General features: G+C 51.3%; 23 protein-coding genes and 2 pseudogenes. 21 read left to right on the forward strand and 4 right to left on the reverse strand.

Going from position 1 to position 24550, the window contains the following annotated elements; genetic code table 11:
- Positions 1 to 45 precede the first annotated feature (45 nt).
- The 13 genes from NST69_RS08035 (at position 46) to NST69_RS08095 (ending at position 15670) form a co-directional block, all read left to right on the forward strand.
- Positions 46 to 1152: an HD-GYP domain-containing protein gene (locus NST69_RS08035; RefSeq protein ID WP_036721458.1), complete on the forward strand. Its 1107-nt coding sequence runs from the start codon at positions 46 to 48 to the stop codon at positions 1150 to 1152.
- A gap of 169 nt (positions 1153 to 1321) precedes the next feature.
- A complete protein-coding gene (gene yfkAB / locus NST69_RS08040) occupies positions 1322 to 2461 on the forward strand; it encodes a radical SAM/CxCxxxxC motif protein YfkAB (protein ID WP_339255043.1) in 1140 nt (379 codons plus the stop codon).
- Between the two features lie 12 nt (positions 2462 to 2473).
- Positions 2474 to 3838, forward strand: coding sequence for a hemolysin family protein (locus tag NST69_RS08045; RefSeq protein ID WP_143803712.1), 1365 nt, complete (start codon positions 2474 to 2476; stop codon positions 3836 to 3838).
- 218 nt (positions 3839 to 4056) lie between these two features.
- Positions 4057 to 4272, forward strand: coding sequence for a spore coat associated protein CotJA (locus NST69_RS08050; protein ID WP_036692819.1), 216 nt, complete (start codon positions 4057 to 4059; stop codon positions 4270 to 4272).
- Between the two features lie 3 nt (positions 4273 to 4275).
- Positions 4276 to 4542 (forward strand): spore coat protein CotJB, encoded by a 267-nt coding sequence (locus tag NST69_RS08055; RefSeq protein WP_036721463.1) that lies wholly within the window; start codon positions 4276 to 4278, stop codon positions 4540 to 4542.
- Between the two features lie 48 nt (positions 4543 to 4590).
- Complete coding sequence (locus NST69_RS08060) at positions 4591 to 5160, forward strand: manganese catalase family protein (RefSeq protein WP_036692823.1); 570 nt, start codon at positions 4591 to 4593, stop codon at positions 5158 to 5160.
- 173 nt (positions 5161 to 5333) lie between these two features.
- Complete coding sequence (locus tag NST69_RS08065; RefSeq protein WP_342550108.1) at positions 5334 to 6239, forward strand: Rpn family recombination-promoting nuclease/putative transposase; 906 nt, start codon at positions 5334 to 5336, stop codon at positions 6237 to 6239.
- A gap of 704 nt (positions 6240 to 6943) precedes the next feature.
- Positions 6944 to 8128, forward strand: coding sequence for an acetyl-CoA C-acetyltransferase (locus tag NST69_RS08070; protein WP_342548950.1), 1185 nt, complete (start codon positions 6944 to 6946; stop codon positions 8126 to 8128).
- A 33-nt stretch (positions 8129 to 8161) separates the two neighbouring features.
- Positions 8162 to 8905: an acetoacetate decarboxylase gene (locus NST69_RS08075; RefSeq protein ID WP_342548951.1), complete on the forward strand. Its 744-nt coding sequence runs from the start codon at positions 8162 to 8164 to the stop codon at positions 8903 to 8905.
- A gap of 46 nt (positions 8906 to 8951) precedes the next feature.
- Positions 8952 to 9620: a CoA transferase subunit A gene (locus tag NST69_RS08080; protein ID WP_342548953.1), complete on the forward strand. Its 669-nt coding sequence runs from the start codon at positions 8952 to 8954 to the stop codon at positions 9618 to 9620.
- Positions 9613 to 10269 (forward strand): 3-oxoacid CoA-transferase subunit B, encoded by a 657-nt coding sequence (locus NST69_RS08085; RefSeq protein WP_339313377.1) that lies wholly within the window; start codon positions 9613 to 9615, stop codon positions 10267 to 10269. The genes NST69_RS08080 and NST69_RS08085 overlap by 8 nt, the downstream gene beginning before the upstream one ends.
- A gap of 98 nt (positions 10270 to 10367) precedes the next feature.
- Positions 10368 to 14693 (forward strand): S-layer homology domain-containing protein, encoded by a 4326-nt coding sequence (locus NST69_RS08090; RefSeq protein WP_342548954.1) that lies wholly within the window; start codon positions 10368 to 10370, stop codon positions 14691 to 14693.
- A gap of 149 nt (positions 14694 to 14842) precedes the next feature.
- Positions 14843 to 15670: an Rpn family recombination-promoting nuclease/putative transposase gene (locus NST69_RS08095; RefSeq protein WP_051477736.1), complete on the forward strand. Its 828-nt coding sequence runs from the start codon at positions 14843 to 14845 to the stop codon at positions 15668 to 15670.
- Positions 15671 to 15754: 84 nt separating this feature from the next.
- On the opposite strand, the pseudogene NST69_RS08100 reads toward NST69_RS08095, so the two are convergent.
- Positions 15755 to 16033 (reverse strand): annotated as a pseudogene (locus tag NST69_RS08100) (short-chain dehydrogenase); the annotation flags it as partial.
- 78 nt (positions 16034 to 16111) lie between these two features.
- A pseudogene (locus NST69_RS08105) lies at positions 16112 to 16210 on the reverse strand (hypothetical protein); the annotation flags it as partial.
- Between the two features lie 253 nt (positions 16211 to 16463).
- Here NST69_RS08105 and NST69_RS08110 point away from each other — a divergent pair.
- The gene (locus NST69_RS08110; RefSeq protein ID WP_036721478.1) at positions 16464 to 17069 is read left to right on the forward strand and encodes a DUF1349 domain-containing protein; all 606 of its coding nucleotides are present in this window, start codon (positions 16464 to 16466) and stop codon (positions 17067 to 17069) included.
- Positions 17070 to 17109: 40 nt separating this feature from the next.
- On the opposite strand, the gene NST69_RS08115 is transcribed toward NST69_RS08110, so the two are convergent.
- Positions 17110 to 17655: a hypothetical protein gene (locus tag NST69_RS08115; protein ID WP_076079043.1), complete on the reverse strand. Its 546-nt coding sequence runs from the start codon at positions 17653 to 17655 to the stop codon at positions 17110 to 17112.
- Positions 17656 to 17778: 123 nt separating this feature from the next.
- On the opposite strand from NST69_RS08115, the gene NST69_RS08120 reads away from it, so the two are divergent.
- Positions 17779 to 18375, forward strand: coding sequence for a TetR family transcriptional regulator C-terminal domain-containing protein (locus NST69_RS08120; RefSeq protein WP_342550110.1), 597 nt, complete (start codon positions 17779 to 17781; stop codon positions 18373 to 18375).
- 22 nt (positions 18376 to 18397) lie between these two features.
- Here the strand turns inward: NST69_RS08120 and NST69_RS08125 are convergent, their stop codons facing one another.
- Positions 18398 to 19360, reverse strand: a complete 963-nt coding sequence (locus NST69_RS08125; RefSeq protein WP_342548955.1) for an NADP-dependent oxidoreductase — start codon at positions 19358 to 19360, stop codon at positions 18398 to 18400.
- Positions 19361 to 19543: 183 nt separating this feature from the next.
- Here NST69_RS08125 and NST69_RS08130 point away from each other — a divergent pair, with 183 nt between their 5' ends.
- From NST69_RS08130 to NST69_RS08155, 6 genes are all read left to right on the forward strand, one after another.
- Positions 19544 to 20131, forward strand: a complete 588-nt coding sequence (locus NST69_RS08130) for a TetR/AcrR family transcriptional regulator (protein ID WP_342548956.1) — start codon at positions 19544 to 19546, stop codon at positions 20129 to 20131.
- 66 nt (positions 20132 to 20197) lie between these two features.
- Positions 20198 to 21136, forward strand: a complete 939-nt coding sequence (locus NST69_RS08135; RefSeq protein WP_342548957.1) for an aldo/keto reductase family protein — start codon at positions 20198 to 20200, stop codon at positions 21134 to 21136.
- A gap of 18 nt (positions 21137 to 21154) precedes the next feature.
- Entirely contained in the window at positions 21155 to 22177 is a 1023-nt protein-coding gene (locus NST69_RS08140) for an SDR family oxidoreductase (protein ID WP_342548958.1), read from the forward strand.
- 177 nt (positions 22178 to 22354) lie between these two features.
- A complete protein-coding gene (locus tag NST69_RS08145; RefSeq protein ID WP_076079038.1) occupies positions 22355 to 23014 on the forward strand; it encodes a class I SAM-dependent methyltransferase in 660 nt (219 codons plus the stop codon).
- A gap of 131 nt (positions 23015 to 23145) precedes the next feature.
- Positions 23146 to 23343: a DUF1877 family protein gene (locus tag NST69_RS08150; RefSeq protein WP_342550112.1), complete on the forward strand. Its 198-nt coding sequence runs from the start codon at positions 23146 to 23148 to the stop codon at positions 23341 to 23343.
- Positions 23344 to 23388: 45 nt separating this feature from the next.
- Complete coding sequence (locus NST69_RS08155) at positions 23389 to 24417, forward strand: CapA family protein (protein ID WP_342548959.1); 1029 nt, start codon at positions 23389 to 23391, stop codon at positions 24415 to 24417.
- Positions 24418 to 24550 lie beyond the last annotated feature (133 nt).

Below are 24550 nucleotides of genomic sequence, written 5' to 3' on the forward strand. Positions count from 1 at the left end.
TCACAGAAAAGCAATTTTACCGTTTAAAGGCAGGAGTGAGCCAAGGTGCGTCTAGTATCCGTCAATCGGCTTCAGGCCGGAATGAAGCTGGGTAAAAAAATATATAATGATGAAGGGCTGGTTCTGCTTGCGGACGGAGTGGAGCTTACCGATTCCCTGATCAAGCGGCTCGCCAGAATCGATATCGGCTATATCTATATTGAGGATTCGCTCACGGAGGATATAGTGATCCCCGGAATGCTGCAGGACGAGACGCGCAATCAGGCGCTCAAGGTCATCCGGAATCAGTTCCAGCAGATGTCCGGCGCCTCGGGAATTACCAAGGGCTTTTATCATCTGGATAAAAAGTTCTCCAAGGTGATGGATTCCATCCTTGATGACATGTCCCTGCAGGAGGACCCGATGATCATGCTGCTTGACATGCACACCGCTGACAACTACCTGTATGTCCATTCCCTGAACGTATGCCTGTATACGCTGGTTCTGGGGATTGCCCACGGCTACAGCAAAGAAGAGCTGCGGGTCATTGGGCTTGGTGCGCTGCTGCATGATATCGGCAAGACGCAGATTCCTGTCAAAATTGTTCAGAAGCCCGGTATGCTCAGCGAGGAGGAATTCCGCCATATGCAGGCGCATACCGAGATCGGATACCGCATTCTCAAGGAAGAGCCGAATATTCCTCTGCTGGCGGCCCACTGTGCCCTGCAGCATCATGAACGGATTGACGGCTCCGGCTATCCGCGCGGCCTGACGGGTCCGCAGATCCATGAATATGCGAAATGGCTGGGGGTAGCCGATTCTTATGATGCGATGACCTCCAACCGGATTTACAAAAAAGCCATGCTGCCCCATCAGGCGGTAGAAGCGCTGTATGTCGGCTCAGGAACTTTGTATGAGCAGAAGCAACTGGAGTTATTCAGAGACCGCGTGGCCATCTATCCGCTGGGACTTACGGTGAAGCTCAGCTCCGGCGAGAGCGGTGTGGTGGTCAAGATTGACCCCAGCACACCACATCGGCCTGTTGTCCGGGTGCTGAATGGACCCGAAGGCGAAACGGTTACCCCCTATGAGCGTGATCTCAGCAAAGCCCTCTCTGTAGTCATTGTGGATGTGACAGACGGGGGAGAACCTGTAGTGAAAAGTACCGGATAGGTGTTCTGCGCAGCGAGGAGAGAATAGGGTATCTGCAGGAATTGCGGAGCTGTATTCTCCGCCTTGCTGTTTTTTTGAGTAGTCGTGGTATGATATAGCTTAAGTTATCGTTCTTTTTCTTTTGTTTTGGGTTAATAATAAGGAATAAGCATTAAAGGAGCATTAAGAAATGAGTATATTAGAGCCATCATCTATAATCCCTGTAAAAGAGCTGTCGCCGGAGTACGATCCATGGGATCCGATTACTTCACTCCGTGAATACGGGCAGCATGTGCTGACCAGTGTAGAGATGACGGTCACGAATCTATGCAATATGCGCTGCGAGCATTGCGCCGTCGGCGACAGTCTTACGATGAAAGAGGGAGAGCTGCTGCCTTTAACCAAGATGCTGAAGCGTCTGGACGAGGTAGAGCACCTGCAGACTATCAGCATTACGGGCGGGGAGCCGATGTTCCGTGCCGGGACGGTGGAGAATACCATCGTACCGCTGCTGAAATATGCGCGGGAGCGGGGCATCCGTTCGCAGATCAACTCCAATCTGACCATGCCGTATTCCCGTTATGAACAGTTGCTCCCTTACCTGGATGTCATGCATATCTCGTTCAATTATGTGAACGGCGATGACTTCCACGAGGTGGGCTTCGCGAACAGCGGGCACCCGGTCTCGAAGGAGGCCGCCTACCGGCTGTATGATACGATGCTGGAGAATTCCCGCCGGCTGAGCAGCGACGGAATGCTGATCTCTGCCGAGTCGATGATCAACTATCGTACACACACCAAGCTTCCCGAGATTCACCGGCTGATCGGGGACATGGGGGCTAGACGGCATGAGGTACACCCGATGTACGCATCCAGCTTCGCCTCGAAGCTGCCTGTGCTGTCGCTCCGGGAGATGAATACTGCTATTCATTCCCTCCTTGACCATCGTGACCCGGAGATGTGGATGCTGTTCGGCACGCTGCCGTTCTTCGCCTGCAGCTTCCTGGAGGAAGACCAGCAGCTGCTGAGCAGACTGCGCAGCGAGAAGAATGTAACGCTGCGCAATGATCCGGACGGAAGAAACCGGGTCAATGTCAACCTGTTCACGGGCGATGTCTTTGTAACAGACTTCGCCGACATATCCGCCTTTGGCAATATCAGCGACTCGAAGCTGGATGACATTTTCACCGAGTGGCAGACTAAGCATCCCTTGAATCAGCAAGTGAATTGTTACTGCGATGCGGCAGGCTGCTGCGGGCCTAACCTGCTCGTGGCCGATATGTATTATCCCGGGGTCGATTTCAAAACCAGAAAAGCGATCACCTTGTAGAAATGGGGCGTTATTATAGTGCATACGGAATTTGAAATAGGAAGATTAGTGCTTAATCTTTTGCTCGTTCTGGTGCTCGTATTATTAAATGGTGTATTTGTTGCGGCGGAATTCTCGCTGGTTAAGGTCAGACAGTCCCGTCTGACCCAGCTGGTCAGCGAAGGGAACAAAATGGCGGGATATGCGCTTAAGGTCAACAAGCGGTTGGATTCGTATCTGTCGGCCACCCAGTTCGGGATCACACTCGCTTCCCTTGGACTCGGCTGGGTCGGGGAACCGGCGATCTCGGAGCTGCTGGTGGAGCCCCTGATGTACCAGATCGGTGTTACTGACCAGACGTTAATCTCAACGGTATCTGTGATTATCGGCTTCTCGATTATTACCTTTTTACATATTGTGCTGGGAGAACTGGCACCGAAATCTCTGGCTATTCAAAAAACGGAAGGGTCAGCACTGCTGCTGTCCGCTCCGCTGATGTTCTTCTATAATCTGTTTCTGCCCTTCATCTGGGTGCTGAATGCGTCAGCGAACGCTCTGTTGAGATTGTTCGGCGTGGAGCCGGCCAGTGAAGCCGAGGCTGCCCATTCGGAGGAGGAAATCCGCATTCTGATGAATCAGAGCGCGAAGAGCGGGGTGATCGATCAGGATGAGATGAAGCTGATGGATAACATCTTCGAATTCTCGGACCTGCTGGCCCGTGAGGTGATGCTGCCGCGTACCGATATGGATGTACTGTACAGCAATCTTCCGCTGGAGGAGAACATGCGGATCATTACGGAAACGAAGCATTCGCGTTATCCGGTGGCCTTCGAGGACAAGGACCGGATTATCGGCTTCATCCATATTACGGATCTGCTGTTCGCCCCGCCGGAGCAGCAGAATGATCTGGCTTCCCTGGTCCGGCCGATTCTGAACGTGCCGGAATCGATGGAGATCAGCCATGCGCTGCGGCTGATGCAGAAGAACAAGGCCCAGCTGACGCTGGTCGTTGACGAGTACGGCGGAACGGCGGGGCTGCTGACCGCTGAAGAGATTCTGGAGGAGATCGTCGGCGATCTGCATGACGAGTTCGAGGATGAACGCCCCAGCGTAGAGCGTAACGGCGATTACATCTCCGTAGAGGGCCGGATGCTGATTGAAGACGTCAACGATCTCACAGGCGTCGTGATTGAGGATGACGAGGTGGATTCCATCGGCGGCTGGCTGTTCAAGGAGCTGGAGGGCAATCCGTCCAAGGGCAAGAAAGTTGTGGTAGGCGACGTCACCTTCGAGGTGGAGGAATCCACCCGGCTGCGGATCACCCGGATCAACATCCACCGCGAGCCGCCGCCAGAGTCCGAAGAGGATGCGGAAGCCGTGGAAGAGGAGAAGGAGTAAGCAGAAGTGTAACTCGTATTTTTAAATAGAGCAGGGTACTTCAGAAGCCGGTTTGCAGGGCTTTTGGGGTCCCTGTTTTTTTGTTGCTTAGGGCGATTTTATTGGGCAGTTGTTCTTTTCCACCCTTGGACTGTCATAAGTTAGTTACGAAGGTAACGATCAGAGATCTGGACATCCATCAGGCCATGCCGTCAAAACCTTACGAGGAGGAATGATCATTGAACTCCCAGGATCGCGTATGGACACCGTATAGGGGACCGTTTGATCCTTGTCCGCCGGTGCCGTTCAAGACGTATGTTGTGCCGCCGAATCAATTCGTCACGTTTCAGCCCCCGAATCTGCCGCAGTTCTCCCTGCCGGAGGCGCTCAAGCATGGAACGTTATGGCCATCGCTATACAGCCCTTATGAGTCCAAGTTCAAAGGAGGGAAGTAGGCTATGGAAGCTAATCCTTGCGAGCCCCGTTATTACGAGATGCTGGAGCAGCTGCAGGTACTTGATTTTGCACTCGTAGAGCTGAATCTGTACCTGGACACTCATCCGCAGGATGTGAAGGCGATTGAGCAGTTCAATCAGCTGACGTATGAGCGCACCAAGCTGGCGAACCAGTTCCAGGAGCTATACGGACCGCTGCAGAATTTCGGCCGCGCCTATTCCAAGGCTCCATGGCAATGGAGCGAGAGTCCCTGGCCTTGGCAAGTCTAAGGCATGAAGCGGGGAATGAAATAGCCTTAAGGAGGGGGAAGTTCACGAATGTGGATCTATGAGAAAAAGCTGCAATACCCGGTGCGTGTCGGCAAATGTGATGTGCGGATGGCCCGGTATCTGATGGAGCAATACGGCGGTGCGGACGGCGAGCTGGCTGCGGCGCTGCGCTATATGAACCAGCGGTATGCTATACCCGATAAGGTAATTGGTGTACTAACGGATATTTCCACTGAGGAATTTGCCCACCTCGAAATGATTGCCACCATGATCTACAAGCTGACCAAGGACGCCTCGGTGCAGGAGCTGGAAGCCGCAGGCTTAGGCCCGAACTATGCGCAGCGGGATCATGCCTTGTTCTATAACAACTCTGCGGGTGTTCCGTTCACAGCTGCCTACATCGCTGCGAAGGGAGATCCAATCGCGGATCTGTATGAGGATATCGCCGCCGAGGAGAAGGCCCGGGCTACATACCAGTGGCTGATTGACATGACCGACGATGTGGATCTGCAGGACAGCCTCAAGTTCCTGCGCGAGCGGGAGATCATTCATGCGATCCGGTTCAAGGAATCGGTGCAGATCTTGATTGAGGAGAAGGATAAGAAGCGGGTGTTCTGAGTTTTGATGCATAGACAAATTAAATAGATAGCTTGAAAAGAAGAGCCACAGGAGCAACATCTGCGGCTCTTTTTACATTGAATACGAACATGAGTGCTTTTTGTTATATTAAATTCCATTAAAATGGGATATGTTCACGAGGAACAAGCAAAATATAACAGGAGGCGACTAAAATCCCCTTACCGCATGATGAAGCTTTTAAGAAGCTGCTGGAGACGTTCTTTCAGGAATTCATTGAGTTGTTTTTCCCTGAGCTTGATTCGATGCTGGATTATAGGGAGACCCGGTTTCTGATGCAGGAATTGCTGGTCGATATTGTTGGCGAGGAAGCGCGGGAGCTGGATCTGCTGCTGGAAATCCGCTACAAAGGACTGGACGGTTATATTTTGATTCATCTGGAGCCCCAGTCGTATCGGGACAGTCGGTTTCATGAACGGATGTTTATTTACTTCAGCCGTCTATTCGAGCGCTACCGCAAAGAGCATAAGCTGATTATTCCGATTGCCATCTTCACTTCAGATGAGATCAGAGAAGAGCAGGACACCTTGGAGATGGTTATTCCTGAGCACCAGATTCTGCGCTTCCAGTTTCTCAAGGTGGAATTGCGTAAGCAGAACTGGCGCCGGTTTATTGATTCAGACAATGCAGTGGCTGCTGCGTTACTAGCCAAGATGGGGTATACTACAAGAGAAGCAAGAGAAGTGCGCCGGGAGTTCCTGCGCATGTTCATGAAGCTGAAGACACGACTCGATCAAGGTCGGCTGGCGCTTGTGATGTCAGTGGCGGATTTATATTTCCAGCCGGATCGGGTCCAGGATGAAGAGATTATAAAAGAATTGATGATACAATACCCGGAGGAGGGTGAAGCGATTATGGAACTCATGCCAGCCTGGAAGCGTTGGGGATATGAAGAGGGTATAGCTGAAGGTATAGAACAAGGCATGGAGAAAGGCATAGAGAAAGGTATAGAAAAGGGCCAAGCCGAGATTATCCGTAAGTTATTGCTTCATGGATTTACTCCAGAAGCGGTGTCCAAGGCCGTGGAGTTACCGGTGGACGAGATTAAGAAGCTGATGTAAGCAGGGCTCCTCCAGAGAACGGAATAAGATGCTAAGAGAGCTGCAAAAAACGCCTCCAGACCCAAGTAAGGGTCGGAGGCTTTTTTTTTAAATATAGAATTTATCCTGAATTTCGAAAGTAAGCATCCACAAATCATCAATAAGGCACTACACTAAGGGATTTCTTGCTAGAAACAGCTTGCACCAAATGGGTGAAGGAAAAACTAGGTCTATCCCTTGTCCTATCTGGATTTGTTTAATTCACTTTCGAAATTCAGGTTTATATGTTTCATGTTATAAATTATCCTTCTATTTCTCGCTGAAACAGTACCGTCCTTTAAAAGGACGGCAAAGCTGTTTCCGCTTGTGTGAACTCTTTTGGTATGTTTTCATTCGTTTTTCTGAAATAACCATTAATAACCAGAATTTCAAAGGAAATGATAGCATGACCTCGTTGGGGAGTGTACAAGGGCCTAGAGCTATTTGTATGTAAAATTATGTATATTTTTGAGTGTTGAGGAAACCGGCGTTTAGGCTTACACTGAATATGTAAATAAATACCAAATATTCGAATGGAGGAAGGCGATCAAGGCGGCTAAGCTAATCAAGCTGACTAAGCTGACTAAGCTGATTAAACCGATCTAAGCCGTAACGCATACTCTCTCATACATCGTGATCATACCCGCACGTAAGTCCACTACAATCAGAAAGGAATGTGAGATTTTGTGAACAGAGTTGCATTGGTAAGTCCCTTACGGACTGCAGTTGGTTCATTTAACAACGGACTTTCGACACTGAGTGCTACAGAATTAGGAGCGAACGTGATGACGGCCTGCCTTCAGCAAAGCCATGTAGAGCCTGCGTTAGTGGAGCAGATCTATCTGGGCAATGTCCTACAGGCGGGCGAGGGCCAGAATCCTGCCAGACAGGCGGCACTGCAAGCCGGTATCCCTATTGAAGTCCCTGCAACAACTATCAATACCGTTTGCGGTTCAGGTCTTCATGCCGTCGCTTTAGCTTACAACTCTATTCGGGCTGAACAAGGGAGTGTCCTTATGGCCGGAGGGATGGAGAGTATGTCGAATGCCCCTTATGTGCTGAGAAATGCAAGAAACGGCTATAAGCTTGGGAACAGCGAGCTGATAGATACCGTGGTCGCTGACGGGCTGACCTGCCCGATCAATCATTACCATATGGGCATTACAGCCGAGAACATTGCCGAGAAATATCATATTTCGCGACTGGAGCAGGATGAGTTTGCTTATGACAGCCAGATTAAGGCAGCAGAAGCTAAGAGAAATAAGGTTTTTGCCGAGCAGATCGTGCCCGTGATGACCGAAACCAAAAAAGAGAGCGTATGGTTCGCGGAGGACGAGCATGTAAGAGGAGAGGTCAGCAAAGAGAAGCTTGCTCATCTGAGGCCTGCTTTTAAAGAAAACGGATCGGTGACTGCCGGAAATGCCTCGGGCATCAATGATGGAGCGGCGGCTGTGCTGGTCATGTCGGAAGACAAATGCAAGGAGTATGAGGTAGAGCCTTTAGCCTATATTAAGGGTTATTCACTGGTTGGCGTAGATCCTGCCTACATGGGAATGGGTCCGGTAAGAGCTATTAAGTCGCTGCTTAAGAACCAGGACATCCCTCTAGAAGCTATCGATCTGTTCGAGATTAATGAAGCTTTTGCGGCACAGGCCATAGCGGTATTGCATGAGCTGGAGATTAACCCGGAGAAGGTGAATGTCAATGGCGGCGCGATTGCGATTGGACATCCTGTCGGGGCAAGCGGAGCCAGAGTGTTAGTTACACTGGTGCATGAAATGGTACGGAGATCGTCGCATTACGGTATAGCCAGCTTGTGCATCGGAACGGGGATGGGCATTGCCATGCTGGTCGAGAACGCACGCTATTAACACAACGCTGACAGAAAGGGGTTTAAGATCATTATGAATGCAAAAGAGGTTCTTACGCTACAATCCATGCCTGCGGCCAGTCCGGGTTACGGGCGTCCGCCTTACCGCTTCATTGACCGTGAATTTATGGTCATCACTTATGAATCTGACCCTGCTGCGATCAGACAGGCGGTCCCGGAACCCTTGCAGCCGGATGGAAGTAACACCGTGTCTTATGAATGGATCAAGATGCCCGATTCGTCGGGCCTGGGAAGCTATGAGGAGAGCGGGATTGTGATCCCGTGTACCTTTGAGGGGAAGCCATGCAATTTTGTAGCCCAGATGTATCTGGATAATGCGCCTGCCATTCTGGGAGGACGGGAGATCTGGGGGTTCCCCAAAAAGTGGGCCTCTCCCCGCCTGACAGTTGCAGGTACAGAGACGCTGACCGGCACGCTGCATTATAACGATGTCCTGGTGGCTGTGGGAACCATGCCATACAAGCATAACCTGCTGGATACAGAGGACACAGCTAGAGCTATCGCCAAAACTCAAGTGAATCTGAAGCTCATTCCCGATGTGGATGGGACCCCCAAGATTGCGCAGCTGGTTGCCTACACTCTTGAGGATGTTCATGTAAAAGGCGCTTGGACCGGGCCGGCCCGCTTAAGCCTGATCCCCCATGTGAATGCCCCTGTGGCCGATTTGCCGGTGAAGACATACCGCGGGGGAAAGCATTTCATTGCTGATCTAACGCTGCCCTACGGCAAAGTCATTCATGACTATATCATCCAGTAGCCTGTAGCCAGCTTTTCTCCAATAATAAACAAGGAGCCTGAAATCTATGATAAACAAATTAATCTCCGCCGAAGACGCTGTGAAGAGGGTGAAGGATGGAGATACCGTGATGGTCGGTGGTTTTCTGGCTGGAGGCCACCCCGAAGAATTGGTGCGTGCGCTTGTCGAGACGCAGTCAGCCGGTCAGCTCTCGCTAATTTCCAATGATACCGGCACCCCGGAATTATCGATCTATAAGCTGGTCAAAAGCGGCCGGGTCAAGCGGATCTATGCCTCCTACATCGGCTCCAACCCGGAAACGGGAAGGCTGCTGATGACCAAGGAAGCGGAGGTGAATCTCTATCCGCAGGGCACGTTGGCTGAGAAAATCCGGGCTGGTGGATCGGGGCTGGGCGGTGTTCTTACCCCTGTAGGAGTAGGGACGATTGTAGAGGAAGGTAAAAGGAAGCTCGATATTGAAGGGAGAGAATATTTACTCGAGCTGCCTCTCCATGCAGATGTGGCACTAATCCGGGCCCATAAGGCGGACGAGGCGGGGAATCTGGTGATCGACGGCTCTTCCCGGAACTTCAATTTCGTCATGGCGATGGCGGCGGATTATGTAGTAGCTGAGGTAGATACTTATGTGAAGCTCGGGGAGATTGATCCCAATCATGTCAACGTACCGGGAATCTTGATTGATGCCATTGTAAAGGCGGGGAATACGCATGAATAACCGGGAATTCATTGTGAGAAGAATCGCCCAGGAGTTCAAGGACGGCGATGTGGTGAATCTGGGGATCGGTATGCCGACCCTGGCAGTCGATTATATTCCTGATCATGTCCAGATTATGCTACAGGCGGAGAACGGAATACTTGGAGTCGGCCCCAAAGCGGCGAAGTCAGAAGAAAACATCGATTGTATAGATTCTGGCGGCAGCTTCGTGACCACGATGGCCGGAGCCTGCTATTTTGACAGCGCGGTCTCCTTCTCGATCATCCGTGGCGGGCATGTGGACATCACTGTGCTGGGCGCGCTTGAAGTCGATGAGCAGGGCAATCTGGCAAGCTGGATGATTCCGGGGAAAAAAGTCCCGGGCATGGGCGGAGCTATGGATTTGGTAGTCGGGGCTAAACGGGTCATTATCGCCATGGATCATGTGAGCAAGGACGGGCAGCCGAAAATAGTGAAAGACTGCAAGCTCCCCCTGACGGCGGTACATGTCGTAAACACGATTGTTACTGAAATGGCGGTCATCGAGGTGATCCCGGGCCAGGGGCTGATGCTGATGGAAATTGCACCGGGTCTGACGGTGGAAGACGTTCAGAAGGCTACAGGGGCCGAGCTATGGATCTCCCCGGACCTTAAGGCGATTGCTGTCTAATACAATAAAATTTAATATGCTTACATTGCGATGATTCTACGAACATATTACGCCGTTATGCTGTCTACTAGAACAGAGAACAAGGAGCGTGAAAGTTCGTGAGTAATCATCCATTTGTAAAGAGAGTCTTGAGCGGAATTCTGGCAGTAACAGTTCTGCTTCCGCTCATGCCACCCTCTCTATCCCAGTCACCCACCGTTTATGGGGAGGCAGGGGAACCCAGCGGTATCGTGAAGGTAGAGGATTTTGAACAGGTGAGCTTAACGGACCTAACCTTTGACAGTGCCCGTATTCATAGCGGCAGTCTGGCGCTGGAGACGAATCCGAAATACGTACATAGCGGAGCGAAGTCCCTGCGGATTGATTATGACTTCATTGGCATAACCGATAACCCGTCTCAGGTTGCCGTGGGTCCGGCGACTCAACTGCCGCTCTCTAACCGAACGCCTAAGAGAATCGGGATGTGGGTATATGCCAATCAGGAAGGTCATGGCCTCACCTCCAAGTTCTACGTGTCTTCCACCGGCAAATCCAAAACGTATGAAATCAGGAGTGAAGAGACCGGGATCGACTGGAGCGGCTGGAAGTATGTTGAGGCGGATATAGGTTCAGACCTGACCATGCCGGGTACACTGGCCTTCTACTTCCAGATGAAAGAAAGACAAATGAGCAAAAAGAATAAAGGCTCGATCTGGATTGATGACGTCAGGCTGATCTATGATGAGCCGGTTAATGAAGATATGGATGTGCCTGTGTTAAGTCCAGCGGCACCGGCTCCTAATCAAACCTTGAGCGCTCCTGTCTCTGACATTATTCTGTCAGCAGAGGATGCCAAGTCGGGCATTGACCCGGATTCCATCCGGTTAACGGTGGATGGTCAGCCTGCGGCACCGTCAACTTATGTCTATGATCTGAATCATAAGCAGATTACCTATCACCCGGAGCTTCCGCTGGCCGGAGGTTATCATCAAGTACTGGCAGAAGTGAAGGATATGGCCGGCAATCCGGCAGCAGCAGAATATGCTTTTCAGATTGAGCATGGGGCCAGATTTACCTTGGAAGCCCCGGAAGAGGCTGTCAGTAATGAGACCTACCGGCTGAAGCTGAAGGCGACGGACGTAGGCGAGGCTAAGAGCTTCCATGCCAGAATCAAGTTCGATCCAGAGACATTGCAGGCCAATGTGATTACTGCACGCTCCGGCCTCAGCCATGTGCAGACAGTCCTCGATAATACAGGCGGCTATGTTGAAGTCAGTGCCGGGGGATTGCAAGGGGATCAGGCGGATGCGCTGGCAAGTATTGATTTTGAGGTGAACCGGTCTGCGAAAATGGAACGCGGCGAGACGGCTAAGCAGATGGCTATGGTGGAAGGCAGTTTCGGGTATGAAAGCGGGACGCCAGTTCCTTCCTTAGCCTCCCCGCTTAGGTATAAGATCGGGTTTCCTTACAAGCTCAGCATCAAGGGATCAGCGCTGCACACTCAGAGTATCATCACGGTTACCTCCCGCGCAGGAGCGCCGGTGGAAGGAGCCGGGATTGATTTTAGCGATACCAGCGGTCCTCAGACTTATGTGCGTGTAACCGCCGATGGGTCCAAAGTGTATGCCAAAGCCGATCCATCGTCCGCAGTGTTGCTTGCTGTAGAGAAAGATGCGCGGATGTTCGCCACAGCTGGCAGTGCTTCCGGATTCATAAAGGTGTATTTGCCGGATGGCAGCAAGGCAGGGTACATCTCATCCGCAGATGTGGAGCAGAGTGATCTTACCGCAGGAATAGGCTTGACGGATGCCTTGGGAGAGATTCATACGTCCCTGACGAACCTTGCCATTGGCACTTGGAGCGTTCAGGCTGTCAAGGATGGCGGGACCAGCGAGAGTATCAATATGAATGTTGTAGCTCCGTTTGGCGGGGCAGATCCGCAATATGTGCAGACCTTTGTGACCGAAGATATGAAGACGATGATGAGCGTAGGGTGGCAGAGCGCGCCAAGTGTTCAAGAAGCTTACATCCAGTATATGAAAGATAGTGATTGGGTGGATAGTGATCTGACGAATGCTCCGGCAAAAGCAGCCACGCAGCGCGCGCTCTCCGAGGTGGAAGTCATTCCTGAGGTTGCAGGCGGACCTATGGGCGAAATCAAGCTTCATAATGCATTAGTCACGGGTCTTGAGCCAGGTACGGGCTATCATTACAGAGTTGGCTACGAAGGCCATTGGAGCGATTGGTCCAATTATAAGACGGTGGAGACTGCGCCGGACAAGCCTGTTTCCTTTGTATTTGTGACCGATTCGCATACCAAAGGGGACAATGGGCTGGAGACTTATCAGCAATTGATCCAGAATGCATTCACGAATTATCCCGATACCCAGTTCGTTATGCATGGCGGTGATATGGTCGATGATGGGGCGGTTTTGAATGAATGGAACCAGTTCTGGCAAGCCTCGTCGATCTATACCTCCTCTGTTCCTTCAGCGTATGCCATGGGGAATCATGATGTAAAAGGGGGAGGAAAGTACATTTTCGCCAAAGGCTTGGGGCTTCCTGTTAACGGACCTGAGCTCCAGAAGGAGTATGCCTATTCGTTCGATTCAGGAGAGGTGCATTTCGTGGTACTGAACTCCGAAGCAGACGAAGTCACGATGGGCAAGCAAGCGGAGTGGCTACGGGAGGATCTTCTGAACAGTCATAAAAAATGGAAGATTGTCATGTTCCACAAACCTGCCTATCATACCGAAGATGGACGCGGCAATCTGATTGAATACACACAGACTTATTTTGCCCCTATTCTCGAAGAATTGAAGGTCGATCTGGTGCTGGAAGGCCATGACCATGTATATGCGCGCACCTATCCGATGAGCAAAGGCAAGGCACTGCTGAACGGAGAGCAAGGAACAGTCTATCTGGACGGCGGAGCGTCGGGCTGGAAGTTCTACGATGGAAGCAAATACGAGTATCTTGATTTCATGTTTGACGAGGATGTTCCCGTCTATTCTGCCATTCAGGTAAGCCATGATGAGATCATTATCCAAGCCCGCACTACGCAGAGCGCAGAATTAATTGACAACTATACGATTGTGAAAAAGGATGAGCGGACAGTGACTTCCGTGGCCGTAGCCCCGGCCGAATTGAAGCTGAATGTCGGCGACACGCACGCGACGGTGCTTACGGCTACCTATAGCGATAACTCCACTGCCGATGTCACGAATCAAGCGGTCTGGACATCTTCTAATGAGCGGGCAGCTACAGTAGACGCCCAGGGTATCATTCATGCCGTTGAAGTGGGAGAAGCTACCATCCAGGCGAATTACGGTAACATGCCGCCGGTGAAGCTATCGGTAACGGTTCAGGCAGAAGGTACGGTGCCAAAGCTGCTGAAGCTGACCGCCGAGCCTGGCACACACACCTTACAGGTGAACAAGCAAGCAGCTTCCGTGATTACAGCGGTATATGACAATGGAGCAAATATAGTGGTTACGGATCAGGTTCGTTGGACAACTTCAGATCCTGCGGTCGCCTCGGTATCGGACAAGGGGATCATTACGGGTATTGCCGCGGGGGACGGGGTAACAATTACTGCTTCCTTCGGCGGCTTAACCATTGCGATTCCCATCGTGGTTGAGGGCGGAACGGTACCGGTGGCAACGCCGACACCAACGCCAACGCCAACGCCACAATCTGGAGGAACACCGGCAGCAACGCCAGCACCAAAGCCGGCGGTAACACCGACAGCAACACCGTCACCAACAGCAACGACGACACCGGCACCGGCACCAACACCGGCTATAACTGCCGGTCCCGCAAAGCCAACGGTAACCAGGCCTGTCCTGAAAGACACCTTGGACTTAGATGCGCTTAAATCTATCGTTGCAAAAGGCCGGACGGCTGCAGTTGTCAAGTTCCAGGATGTACCTGCCGTTCTGTGGAGTGCATCATTCATTGATCGTGCAGCCCGGATGGGGATGATAACGGGTTACGCGGATGGTTCATTCCATCCTGAAGCCAAAGTATCACGCGCTGAGTTTGCTGTAATGCTCACAAAAGCTTTTGGCCTCACGGGGTCGCAGGGGACCGGATTCTCTGATACGCATGGGCATTGGGCTTCTATGGCACTTGCGGCGCTTCAACAGCATGGAGTTATTCAGGGCTACGCCGATGGTTCCTTCCACCCCAAGCAGGAGATCACCCGCGCGGAAGCTGTGACTATGCTGGCGCGTCTTACAAGCTATGTTCCCGGCACACCGGCACCATTCTCCGACCTCCCGGCAAGCTGGGCGGCAGAGCCAATTAATGCCTTCGCTAATGCAGGAATTGTCTCAGGGAAAGGCAATGGCGCCTTCAAACCAAAGGATTCTGCTTCCCGCGCTGAAGCCGTAGTGATGATCGTCCGGCTCATGGATAAGCTTGTTGAAGCGGGTGAGGAGTAGGATAAGTAGACAAAGCTAAAGCTTCTGAGCAGACAAGGGCAGCCCCATTTAATCGGGGCTGCTCTTTTTTTTAGCAAGGTAAAATACCTTTACCACATGATGAGGCTTTTAAGTAGCTGCTGGAGACGTTCTTTCAGGAATTCATTGAGTTGTTTTTCCCTGAGCTTGATACGATGCTGGATTATAGGGAGACCCGGTTTCTGATGCAGGAATTGCTGGTGGATATTGTTGGTGAGGAAGCGCGGGAACTGGATCTCCTGCTGGAAATCCGCTACAAAGAACTGGACGGTTATATTTTGATTCACCTGGAGCCGCAGTCGTATCGGGATTCACAGTTTCACGAACGGATGTTTATTTATTTCAGCCGTCTGTTTGAGCGCTACCGCAAAGAGCATAAGCTGATTATTCCGATTGCCATCTTCACTTCAGATGAGATCAGGGAGGAGCAGGACACCTTGGAGATGGTTATTCCTGAGCATCAGATCCTGCGCTTTCAGTTTCTCAAGGTAGAATTGCGTAAGCAGAACTGGCGAAGATTTATTGATTCAGACAATGCAGTAGCTGCTGCGTTACTAGCCAAGATGGGGTATACTACAAGAGAAGCAAGAGATGTGCGCCGGGAGTTCCTGCGCATGTTCATGAAGCTGAAGACACGGCTCGATCAAGGACGGCTGGCACTTGTGATGTCAGTGGCGGATTTATATTTCCAGCCGGACCGGGTCCAGGATGAAGAGATCATAAAAGAATTAATGATACAATACCCGGAGGAGGGTGAAGCGATTATGGAACTCATGCCAGCCTGGAAGCGTTGGGGATATGAAGAGGGCATAGCTGAAGGCATAGAACAAGGAATTGAACAAGGAATTGAACAAGGCCAGACGGAGATCATCCGTAAATTACTCCTTCACGGACTTACTCCAGAAGAGGTATCCAAAGCGGTGGAGATGCCGGTAGAGAAGATTAAGAAGCTGATGTAAGCGGAGTTCTATCATATTATGCGTACGCCCAAACAGACCGTCTACCCTAAGACGGTCTGTTTTCGTATGTTCCGATTCAATCTTTTATTCAATATAGCTCCTTGTCGCCTCATACATTTGCACTGCATATTTGTCAATCTGCTCCCGTGACATGCGCAGACGGTCTACGGATGTGCCGTATCCGATCTCCAAGAGTCCTTCAGTGAGTCCCTGGAAGATCCCGTCCGTGAATGCATCTAACGGCTCGCCATGGACATGCAGTCCTGATCCGCCGAGATCCGTATTCACAGCAGGCGGGGCAATCTCAATGACTTCAACGGAAGACTCAGAGAGCTGAAACATGGCAAGCCGCAATGCAATCGTGCTGTCCCCCTCCGCCATCCAGTCTACATATTGCCTGATCTGGCTTATGGGCATCTGTGTGTTTTTCAGATAGAGGATGATCTTAAGGAAAACGAGGTGATCCTCCGTAAAAATCCGCCTGCCCGCTTCATCCCGCTCCATCCCGCTCCATCCGGGGCAGTAACCCCTGCTTCTCATAAAAACGTATGGTAGATTCCCGAATCCCCTAACCGCGTTGCCGCTTCGCCAATGGAATAATAGTTCATCTGGAGGCCTCCAATTGATTGTTTAGGTGTCGACAGTTATAGGATACGACTTAAACCAAGGGTTAATTCAACCTAATTTATAAGAGTCTGTCAAAATATTACTATTGGTTAGTTTTCCATTTTGCTATATTATGAGAATGCGTTTGCATTCCATGAAAATTTTCCAAAAATAGGAGGACTACCAAATGACCAAGACTGATTTCGCAGCGTACCAATGGATGAATGAAGGGAACATCAGGTTTGAGGATGACAGTATTATAATCGAGGCCACTGCTAACAGTGATTTTTTCTGCAATAACGGGGCGGTTGCGGAAGAAGGGCTGACGCCTGAGAGTCTGACCAACGCGCCTTTCTTCTATACTGAAGTATCCGGGGATTTCGTGCTGCGGGTGAAGGTGAGTCATGACTTCCGGGACACGTACGATTCTTCTTCCATTATGATTATGCAGGATCTGTCGGTCTGGGCGAAGGCTTGCTTCGAGCTGACAGATTTTGATACCCACGCAGTGGTCAGCGTAGTTACGAACCAGACCTCGGATGATGCGAACGGCTGCAATATTGAGGGCAATGAGGTATGGCTGCAGGCCGCCAGATCCGGGAATGCCTTTGCTTTTCATTATTCGACCGACGGCGTAAGGTTTGACATGATGCGTTTCTTTAACCTTCCGGTGGGAGACACAGTCAAGGTTGGGTTATTGGCGCAGGCCCCTACTGGCGATGGCGGGGATAGAATCTACAAGCATTTCTCACTGGAACAGCGGACGGTGAAAAATATAAGAGCCGGCATATAAGCCGGCTTTTTTCCGATGAACCAGCTGCTCCTGCCGGAGCTTAGCTCGAACCTTTGGCCTGTCTGGGCCAGATGAAATAGGTAACAGTGATAATCAGGTCAATGCCGACCACCACGGACCATACAGTCAGGATACTTAACAGCGCCTCCGTGCGGGCGGCATCGTCGATCCACAATATCAATCCATACAGAATACCGGCAGCGAGCACAAAAGAGAGCAAGTGCTTCACCCAGCCCTTGAAATAATGCTTGGCATGGTCCATGCCGTAACGCTTGGCCGGCTTCGTCCCTTGCTTGGTAACATAGTAGCGGAAGCGTTCGTCGGCCCAGGCGATCATGCTTTTACCGAATACAAGAGACACAGAAATATACACAGCCGCAAGCGCATGTGCTGTCGTAGCGGTAGCGCCCCGTGCCAAATCCACGCCGGAAATCAGTAACAGTAGGATATCGAGGACCGGAGTCATCGCCAGGAAAATGAGCCCCAGTGTAGGCCGCTTGAAGATATAACGTGCTGTAAAGCCTGCAAGAATGACCACCCAGAACAAGACCTCACAGGTCACAATCGCCCATGCCACCAGATTCATATAGCACCCCTTGTTATTGTTGATAGTAGTTATAGCCTAGTCGAAGTATAACAGCGGATTTTAAATAATACAATCGTATTATTTAAATTGTGCTTATCATTTCGGGTATGCTACAATATGGGCATGCCAAAAATTGTAGATCATTCCGAACGAAAATCGAATATTGCTGAAGCCACCTGGCGGGTCATTATCCGGCAGGGAATCAAAGGGGCTACGGTGCGTAATATTGCTGCCGAGGCGGGTGTTTCTTTGGGCGCGCTGCGCCATTATTTCTCCACTCAGCATGAATTGCTGGAGTTTGCTATGAATCTGGTAAAGGAGCGCGTAACAGCGAGGATTGTGGACATTATGCAGTCGGAGCTTCCTCCGCGGGAGCAGATTATGAAGGTGCTGCTGGAGCTGCTCCCTACGGACGACAGCAGCATGGCTGAGATGGAGGTATGGTTCGCATTTACCTTCCATCTCAAGACTGGCGGGGAGAAGCCTGTTGAGTTTAATGATGCGATCTATCCGCTGATTGTGCAGATTATTGACTACCTGGATCAGCACGCACTCTTTAAGCAGGGGCTGGATAAGGGGGATGAAGCTGAACGGCTGTATGCTCTGATTGACGGCCTGGCCCTTCATGCCATGCTGGAGCCTGACAGGATGAATAAACAACGTGTGATCCGGATGCTGAATATTCACCTGGAATCTATCTGTACTCCAAGTGCGACATAATAGTCTGTTTCTGTATAATGTTCTATCCCTGTCTCAGAATCACTAATTTCCCCCGAACCTTCCGGGTCTCATAATGATTATGCGCACCTACTATCCCCTGCATTGTAAACGGGAAAATCTCCTCCACATGCACCTTAAGCTTATGCTCGCGGACTTGCTGAATAATGGAAGCCAGATCCTTTGGGTTCGGCTCGATATAGGCAAACTGGGCTTCGATTCCGCGAACCTTGGGGTGGGTGGTGATCAGCGGGTCTACCAGGGAGATTAGCCTGCCGTTGTCCCGCAGAATCTGAAGGTTCTTCTGTTCGGTTGCTCCTATTCCAGTGTCCGCATCAATGGAAGTCTCTCTCACCATATCCAGTACAATATCTACTGTGCCGGCTGCTTCTGCAAAATCAGTGGTCGTGTAGTCAATAACCTCATCTGCTCCAAGCTGCCGCACAAATTCATGATTATACTCCCGTGCTGTGGCCAGGACATAGGCGCCGTGCTGCTTGGCCATTTGTACCGCAAGATGTCCTACACCTCCAGCGCCAGCGTGAATAAGAATCCGCTGGCCGGAATGCAGCTTGCCGTACTGGAATAAGGACTGCCAGGCAGACAAGGCAGAGGCGGGCAAGGCGGCAGCTTCCTGAAAGGAAAGCTCAGGCGGGATAACAACCGCTGAGTTCTCTTCCAGAGCTAAGAAGTCTGCGTAACCGCCGCCGGACCTGGAGAGCCCCATGACGCGGTCGCCCACCTTCAGCCGTGACACATTTTTCCCAATCGCCCTCACTATTCCGGCTACTTCTACTCCCAGCACATGGGGGAACTGCAGCTGCATGACCTCCTTGAATGCGCCTGAGCGCACCAGTTGATCAGCGGAACTGACAGTTGTGGCGTACATTTCAATGCGCACCTGAGTCTCGGTGATAGCGGGAGTAGGGAGTACCTCTTCTGTGAATACTTCGGGATTACCATAATGCTGAATAGCAATTGCATGCATAGCTGAATCCTCCGATCCGTGTATTTTGAGTCTCTGTTGATTTACGGGTAGACGTTCACTATAATGATCCTACCAGTGTGGTATAGCTGCATCAATTGCTAGAATTTCGGAATGTGTTCAGTATTGTACAGAATCTGTAGAAGTGTTCAAATCAATTCGAACGGGGCGAAGAAGGGGTTATTTATGGATAGAAGGATACGTAAATCGCAGGAGGCTATTATTGAAGCCTTTATCCAGCTGATTGCAGAGAAGAACTTCGAACAAATTACGATAAACGAAATAGCCGAGCGGGCCAATGTAAGCCGGGGCACCGTTTATTCGCATTATACCGACAAATACGATCTGCTGGACCAGTGCATCAGGACACATTTTGTCAAGCTGATTGACAGTTGTCTGCCGTGCGGCGAGCAGGCGCTTTTTCCCACAGAGGCGGCTCTGCACTATACGTTCCGTTACCTCGATGAGCATGCTTCCTTCTATGCAGCGGCGCTGGCTAACCAAGGGGTTCCCGCGTTCCGAAATCGTCTGCAGGCGGTACTGATGCGGGGGTTCGACAAACAGATGGATATGAGCGGCATTAACAAGATGATGGACAAGGGAATCCTGGTGCAATTTCTGGCTGTGGCGATGACCGGCATGATCGAGCAACTGGTTACGCGTGCAACGCCCTATTCCGCAGCAGAGCTGGCCGGGCAATTGTGGGCACTCATGGAGCGTAACCAGATGGTCCCGCCGTCCGCTCCGCTTTCTATTTCTACCAAATTGTTCTAGAATGAATAGGTGCATATAGCAACCGGTTGGTGGGAACTGCCGGATTCAGAGAGGAGCAGAGGATTAATGAAATACCGCAGATTAGGTGGGACCGGACTTAAGGTCAGTGAGATTAGCCTGGGAAGCTGGTTGACCTACGGAGGATATGTGGAGCAGGACAATGCCGTTAAGGCCATTGAAACCGCTTACTCCCTGGGCATTAATTTTTTTGATACCGCGAATGTCTATGAGAAGGGAGCGGCGGAAAAGGTGCTGGGAGCTACCCTGACCAGCTATCCGCGCGAATCCTACGTGCTGGCGACCAAGGTGTTCGGGGTCATGGGTGACGGTCCCAATGACCGTGGTCTGTCCCGGAAGCATATTACCGAGCAATGCCATGCCAGCCTGAAGCGGCTGGGCGCTGAATACGTGGATCTGCTCTATTGTCACCGGTATGATCCGGAGACCCCGATCGAGGAGACGCTGCGGGCGCTGGATGATCTGGTCCGTCAGGGCAAAGTACTCTATGTGGGGGTCAGTGAATGGACAGCGGCGCAGATGACCGAAGCCCTTGCGGTTGCCGACCGGTATCTGCTGGATCATATCGTGGTCAATCAGCCGGTCTATAATATGTTTGAACGTTATATCGAGAAGGAGATTATCCCGCTTGGGCAGCGCAAGGGAATCGGACAAGTCGTATTCTCTCCGCTCGCTCAAGGTCTGCTGACCGGCAAATACAGCTCGGTCTCCGAGATTCCGGCAGACAGCCGGGCTGCCCGGCTCGACTGGATGCGCAAAGGAATTACGGAGGAGAAGCTTACGAAGGTTCAGGAGCTGGGCAAGGTTGCCGCTGAACTGGATATCTCTGTAGGCAATCTGGCACTGGCCTGGATTCTGCGCCAGCCGAATGTATCCAGTGCCTTGGTCGGCGCGAGCCGCCCTGAGCAGGTGGAGGAGAATGTAAAGGCTTCCGGCATTGAGCTGAATGAGGATATACTGGCCCGAATTGAAGAAATTATCGGTTAAGAGAGAGGGAGGATACAGATGAAGGTTCTATTTATCGGAGGTACGGGACTTATCAGTCAGGCGGTTTCCCGGCTGGCAGTAGAACGGGGAATAGAACTGTATCTGTTCAACCGTGGAGAGCGCAGCGGCTTCGTGCCTCAGGGCGCACAGGTGATTCAGGGCGATATCCGTGACAAAGAGAAGGCAGCCGAGGCGCTGAAGGGGTATGACTTCGATGTTGTTGTGGACTGGATTGCCTTTACGCCGGAGCATGTGCAGACAGATGTTGACCTGTTCACGGGCAAGACGCAGCAGTATATCTATATCAGCTCGGCTTCCGCTTACCAGAAGCCCCAGCGTAATTATCTGATTACCGAAGAGACTCCGCTGGTGAACCCTTATTGGCAGTATTCCCGGGATAAGATTGCCTCCGAGCAGCTGCTTCTGGAAGCGTATCAGAGCAGCGGCTTCCCGGTGACCATTGTCCGTCCATCCCATACGTACGGAGATACAGCTATTCCGGCGGCGCTGACCAGCTGGAGCCATCCATGGTCTCTGGTGGAACGCATCCGCAAGGGCCAGCCGCTCGTCATCCATGGCGATGGTACCTCTCTATGGACATTGACGCATAATACGGATTTTGCCAAAGGCTTCGTTGGATTGTTGGGACTTCAGGAGGCGATTGGAGAAGCGGTTCATATTACCTCGGATGAGGTGCTGAACTGGAATCAGATCTATGCGGCTATCGGGGAGGCAGCAGGCCGTGAGCCGAAGGTTGTGCACATGTCTACGGATTTCATCGCTGCGAATACTCCGGCGGGAACGGCGGACGGGCTGATTGGGGATCAGGCGGTCAGCAGTGTGTTCGACAACAGCAAAATCAAGCGTCTGGTGCCTGACTTCCAGGCTACCCTGCCATTCGCGGAAGGCGTGAAGCGGTCGGTGGCCTGGTTCGAAGCCCATCCTGAATTATGCACAGTTGACCAGGATTGGTCCAAAATGCTGGACGGATTGATCGCCAGGCACGGCGTTGATGCGAAGCTGCTTAGCTATTACGTGTAAAGAGAACTAATAGTATCTATCAGAATATTTCTTCATACCGGAACAGGTGCTGTCCATAGAGGATGGTGCCTGTTTGTGTATAAGCAGTGTCAGGTTATAACCCAGGTATAGCATGAAACCCGGATTCGTGAATATACTCTGACTACCGAAATCCCCACGAGTAAAGGAGTCCTGGTCATGCCGACACATCCTTACGTCTCCCGTTTTTTTGTGAATACCGATGCACGCCGTGACAAGCTGATTTATGATTTGCCGGAAGCCTGGTGGAGCCGCCCATATGAATATGAATGGTGTACCCATTTCATATCACCGCATGATGTCGTGCTGGATGCCGCCTGCGGGATCTCTCATCCGCTCAAATTCTATCTTGCCGAGCATAGCGCTGAGGTCTATGCCTGTGATAAGGATGCCCGGATTCTGTCGCATGAAGCGATTATGCAGAATATCACCGAGGATGTCGGAGCAGCTGCAGCCCGTCAGGTGGAGGCCGGACCTGTGAACAGGCTGCACTTAGCCCAGGCTGATCTGACCTCACTGCCTTATGAGGATGAGAGCTTTGATACGGTTTTTTGTATCTCGGTGCTGGAGCATCTGTCTGTGCAGGAAGCGGTCCTGGCCGTCCGTGAGTTTCATAGAACGCTTAATGGAGAAGGACTGTTGGTGCTGACCTTTGATCATCCGACCGTCAACCTGCCGCGGATGAATGAGATTCTGCTCCAGGCCGGATTTCAGTATTGGGGCGAGACGGATTTCAATCTTCCGGCAGATGCCGTGCGTACAGACCAGTGGGGCGGCCTGAGCTGCTTCCGGGCAGTGCTTAAAAAAGCGCAAATCTAGCAAAATTCACCCATCATTTGGTTGTTTCCTTCCATTGTAGTAGAATAGCTTCAAGGGCAGAAGAAAGAAGGAGACAATCTCATGGGGATGATCGGCAATTACCTGGCTGTACATGCTGAATTGCTTCAGCTCTGGAGGGAATAGAAGAAGCCTGGCTGAGGGAACACTATCCTTTCCGGCAGATGATGGAGGAAGGAATCTACCCCCTTATGGAGGATGATGAGGCGGAAGAATTCTTTGATTATATCTATATGTATTTCAAGGCCATCCGGGAGTTCTACCAGCAGGCAAGCGCGAGTGCATCCTGCGTTGTGTTCTATATTTCCTAGTCACAGTCATTATTATAATACATTAGAAAAAGGAGCTAGAGAACGTTGCGCAGATATGCTGTTATATTCATGATTCTGCTTCTGCTGGTCCCCGCTGCGGGGATAAGCGCCCAAGGGACTGCTCCGCAGGAGGAAATCCGTCTTACGTTTGCCGGGGATATTCTGCTGGACGGCTTTGTCGGCGACCAGATTGCCAAGTATGGCGTAGATTTCCCGTTCGCCAAGGTAGCGCCTGTGCTGAAGAAGGCCGATCTTGCTTTTGCCAATCTGGAGACTCCGGTCTCTGTGCGCGGGGCTGCGGCCAGCAAGACGTTCGCCTTCCGTTCCAAGCCGGCGGCACTTGCGGGATTAAGTAAAGCGGGGATCGACGGCGTGAGCGTAGCCAATAATCATATTCTGGATTACGGCCGGACCGCGATGCTGGACACGCTGATTCATCTGGATAAGAACAATATTGGACACACCGGTGCGGGTGCCAATATGGATGAAGCCTTCAAACCGTATGTCAAGACCGTCAAGGGCAAGCGGATCGCTGTTCTGGGTACAAGCCGTGTGCTGTCTGACCCTTCCTGGTATGCAGGTAAGAACAGCCCGGGAGCAGCCTCAGCCTATACGGCAGAGCCGCTGCTAAGTGCGATTAAGAAGTCTGCCAAGGATAATGACTATACGGTTGTCTATATTCACTGGAATCAGGAATTCAAGGATTACCCGGAAGCGTATGCGCGGAAGCTGGCCAAGCAGATGATCGACAGCGGGGCAGATATCATCCTGGGCGCGCACAGTCATTGTCTGATGGGTATTGAATATTACAAGCATAAGCCGATCTATTATTCACTGGGCAACTTTGTGTTCAACCGTTCTACACGGGGTGGAGACAAGACCCTGCATTCCATGCTGGTTAACTTCACCATTAACCCGTCAGGGGTAACCAGCAGCATTACACCGGTCAAAATCATTGGCGGCCAGCCGAATTTCATGGGGGATGCCTACAATAAAGAAACCATCAAGAAGCTGAACCAGCTCTCCTTCAATGCGAAGATTGCAGCGAACGGGGCAGTCAGTGAGAAGCTGTGAAATAAGCCGGCGTAACAGTTCTTATCCATGAATCTGTATGATCCATCTCTTATAGCCCGGGGAGCCGCTTCCTAATCCTCCCCGGGCTTTTTTGCGTTTTCCCGGTATTCTTCATTTTGTGCTATTCATTCTT

This window comes from Paenibacillus sp. FSL P2-0089 (genome assembly GCF_038595095.1).
Classification (GTDB): Bacteria; Bacillota; Bacilli; order Paenibacillales; family Paenibacillaceae; genus Paenibacillus_AQ; species Paenibacillus_AQ silagei.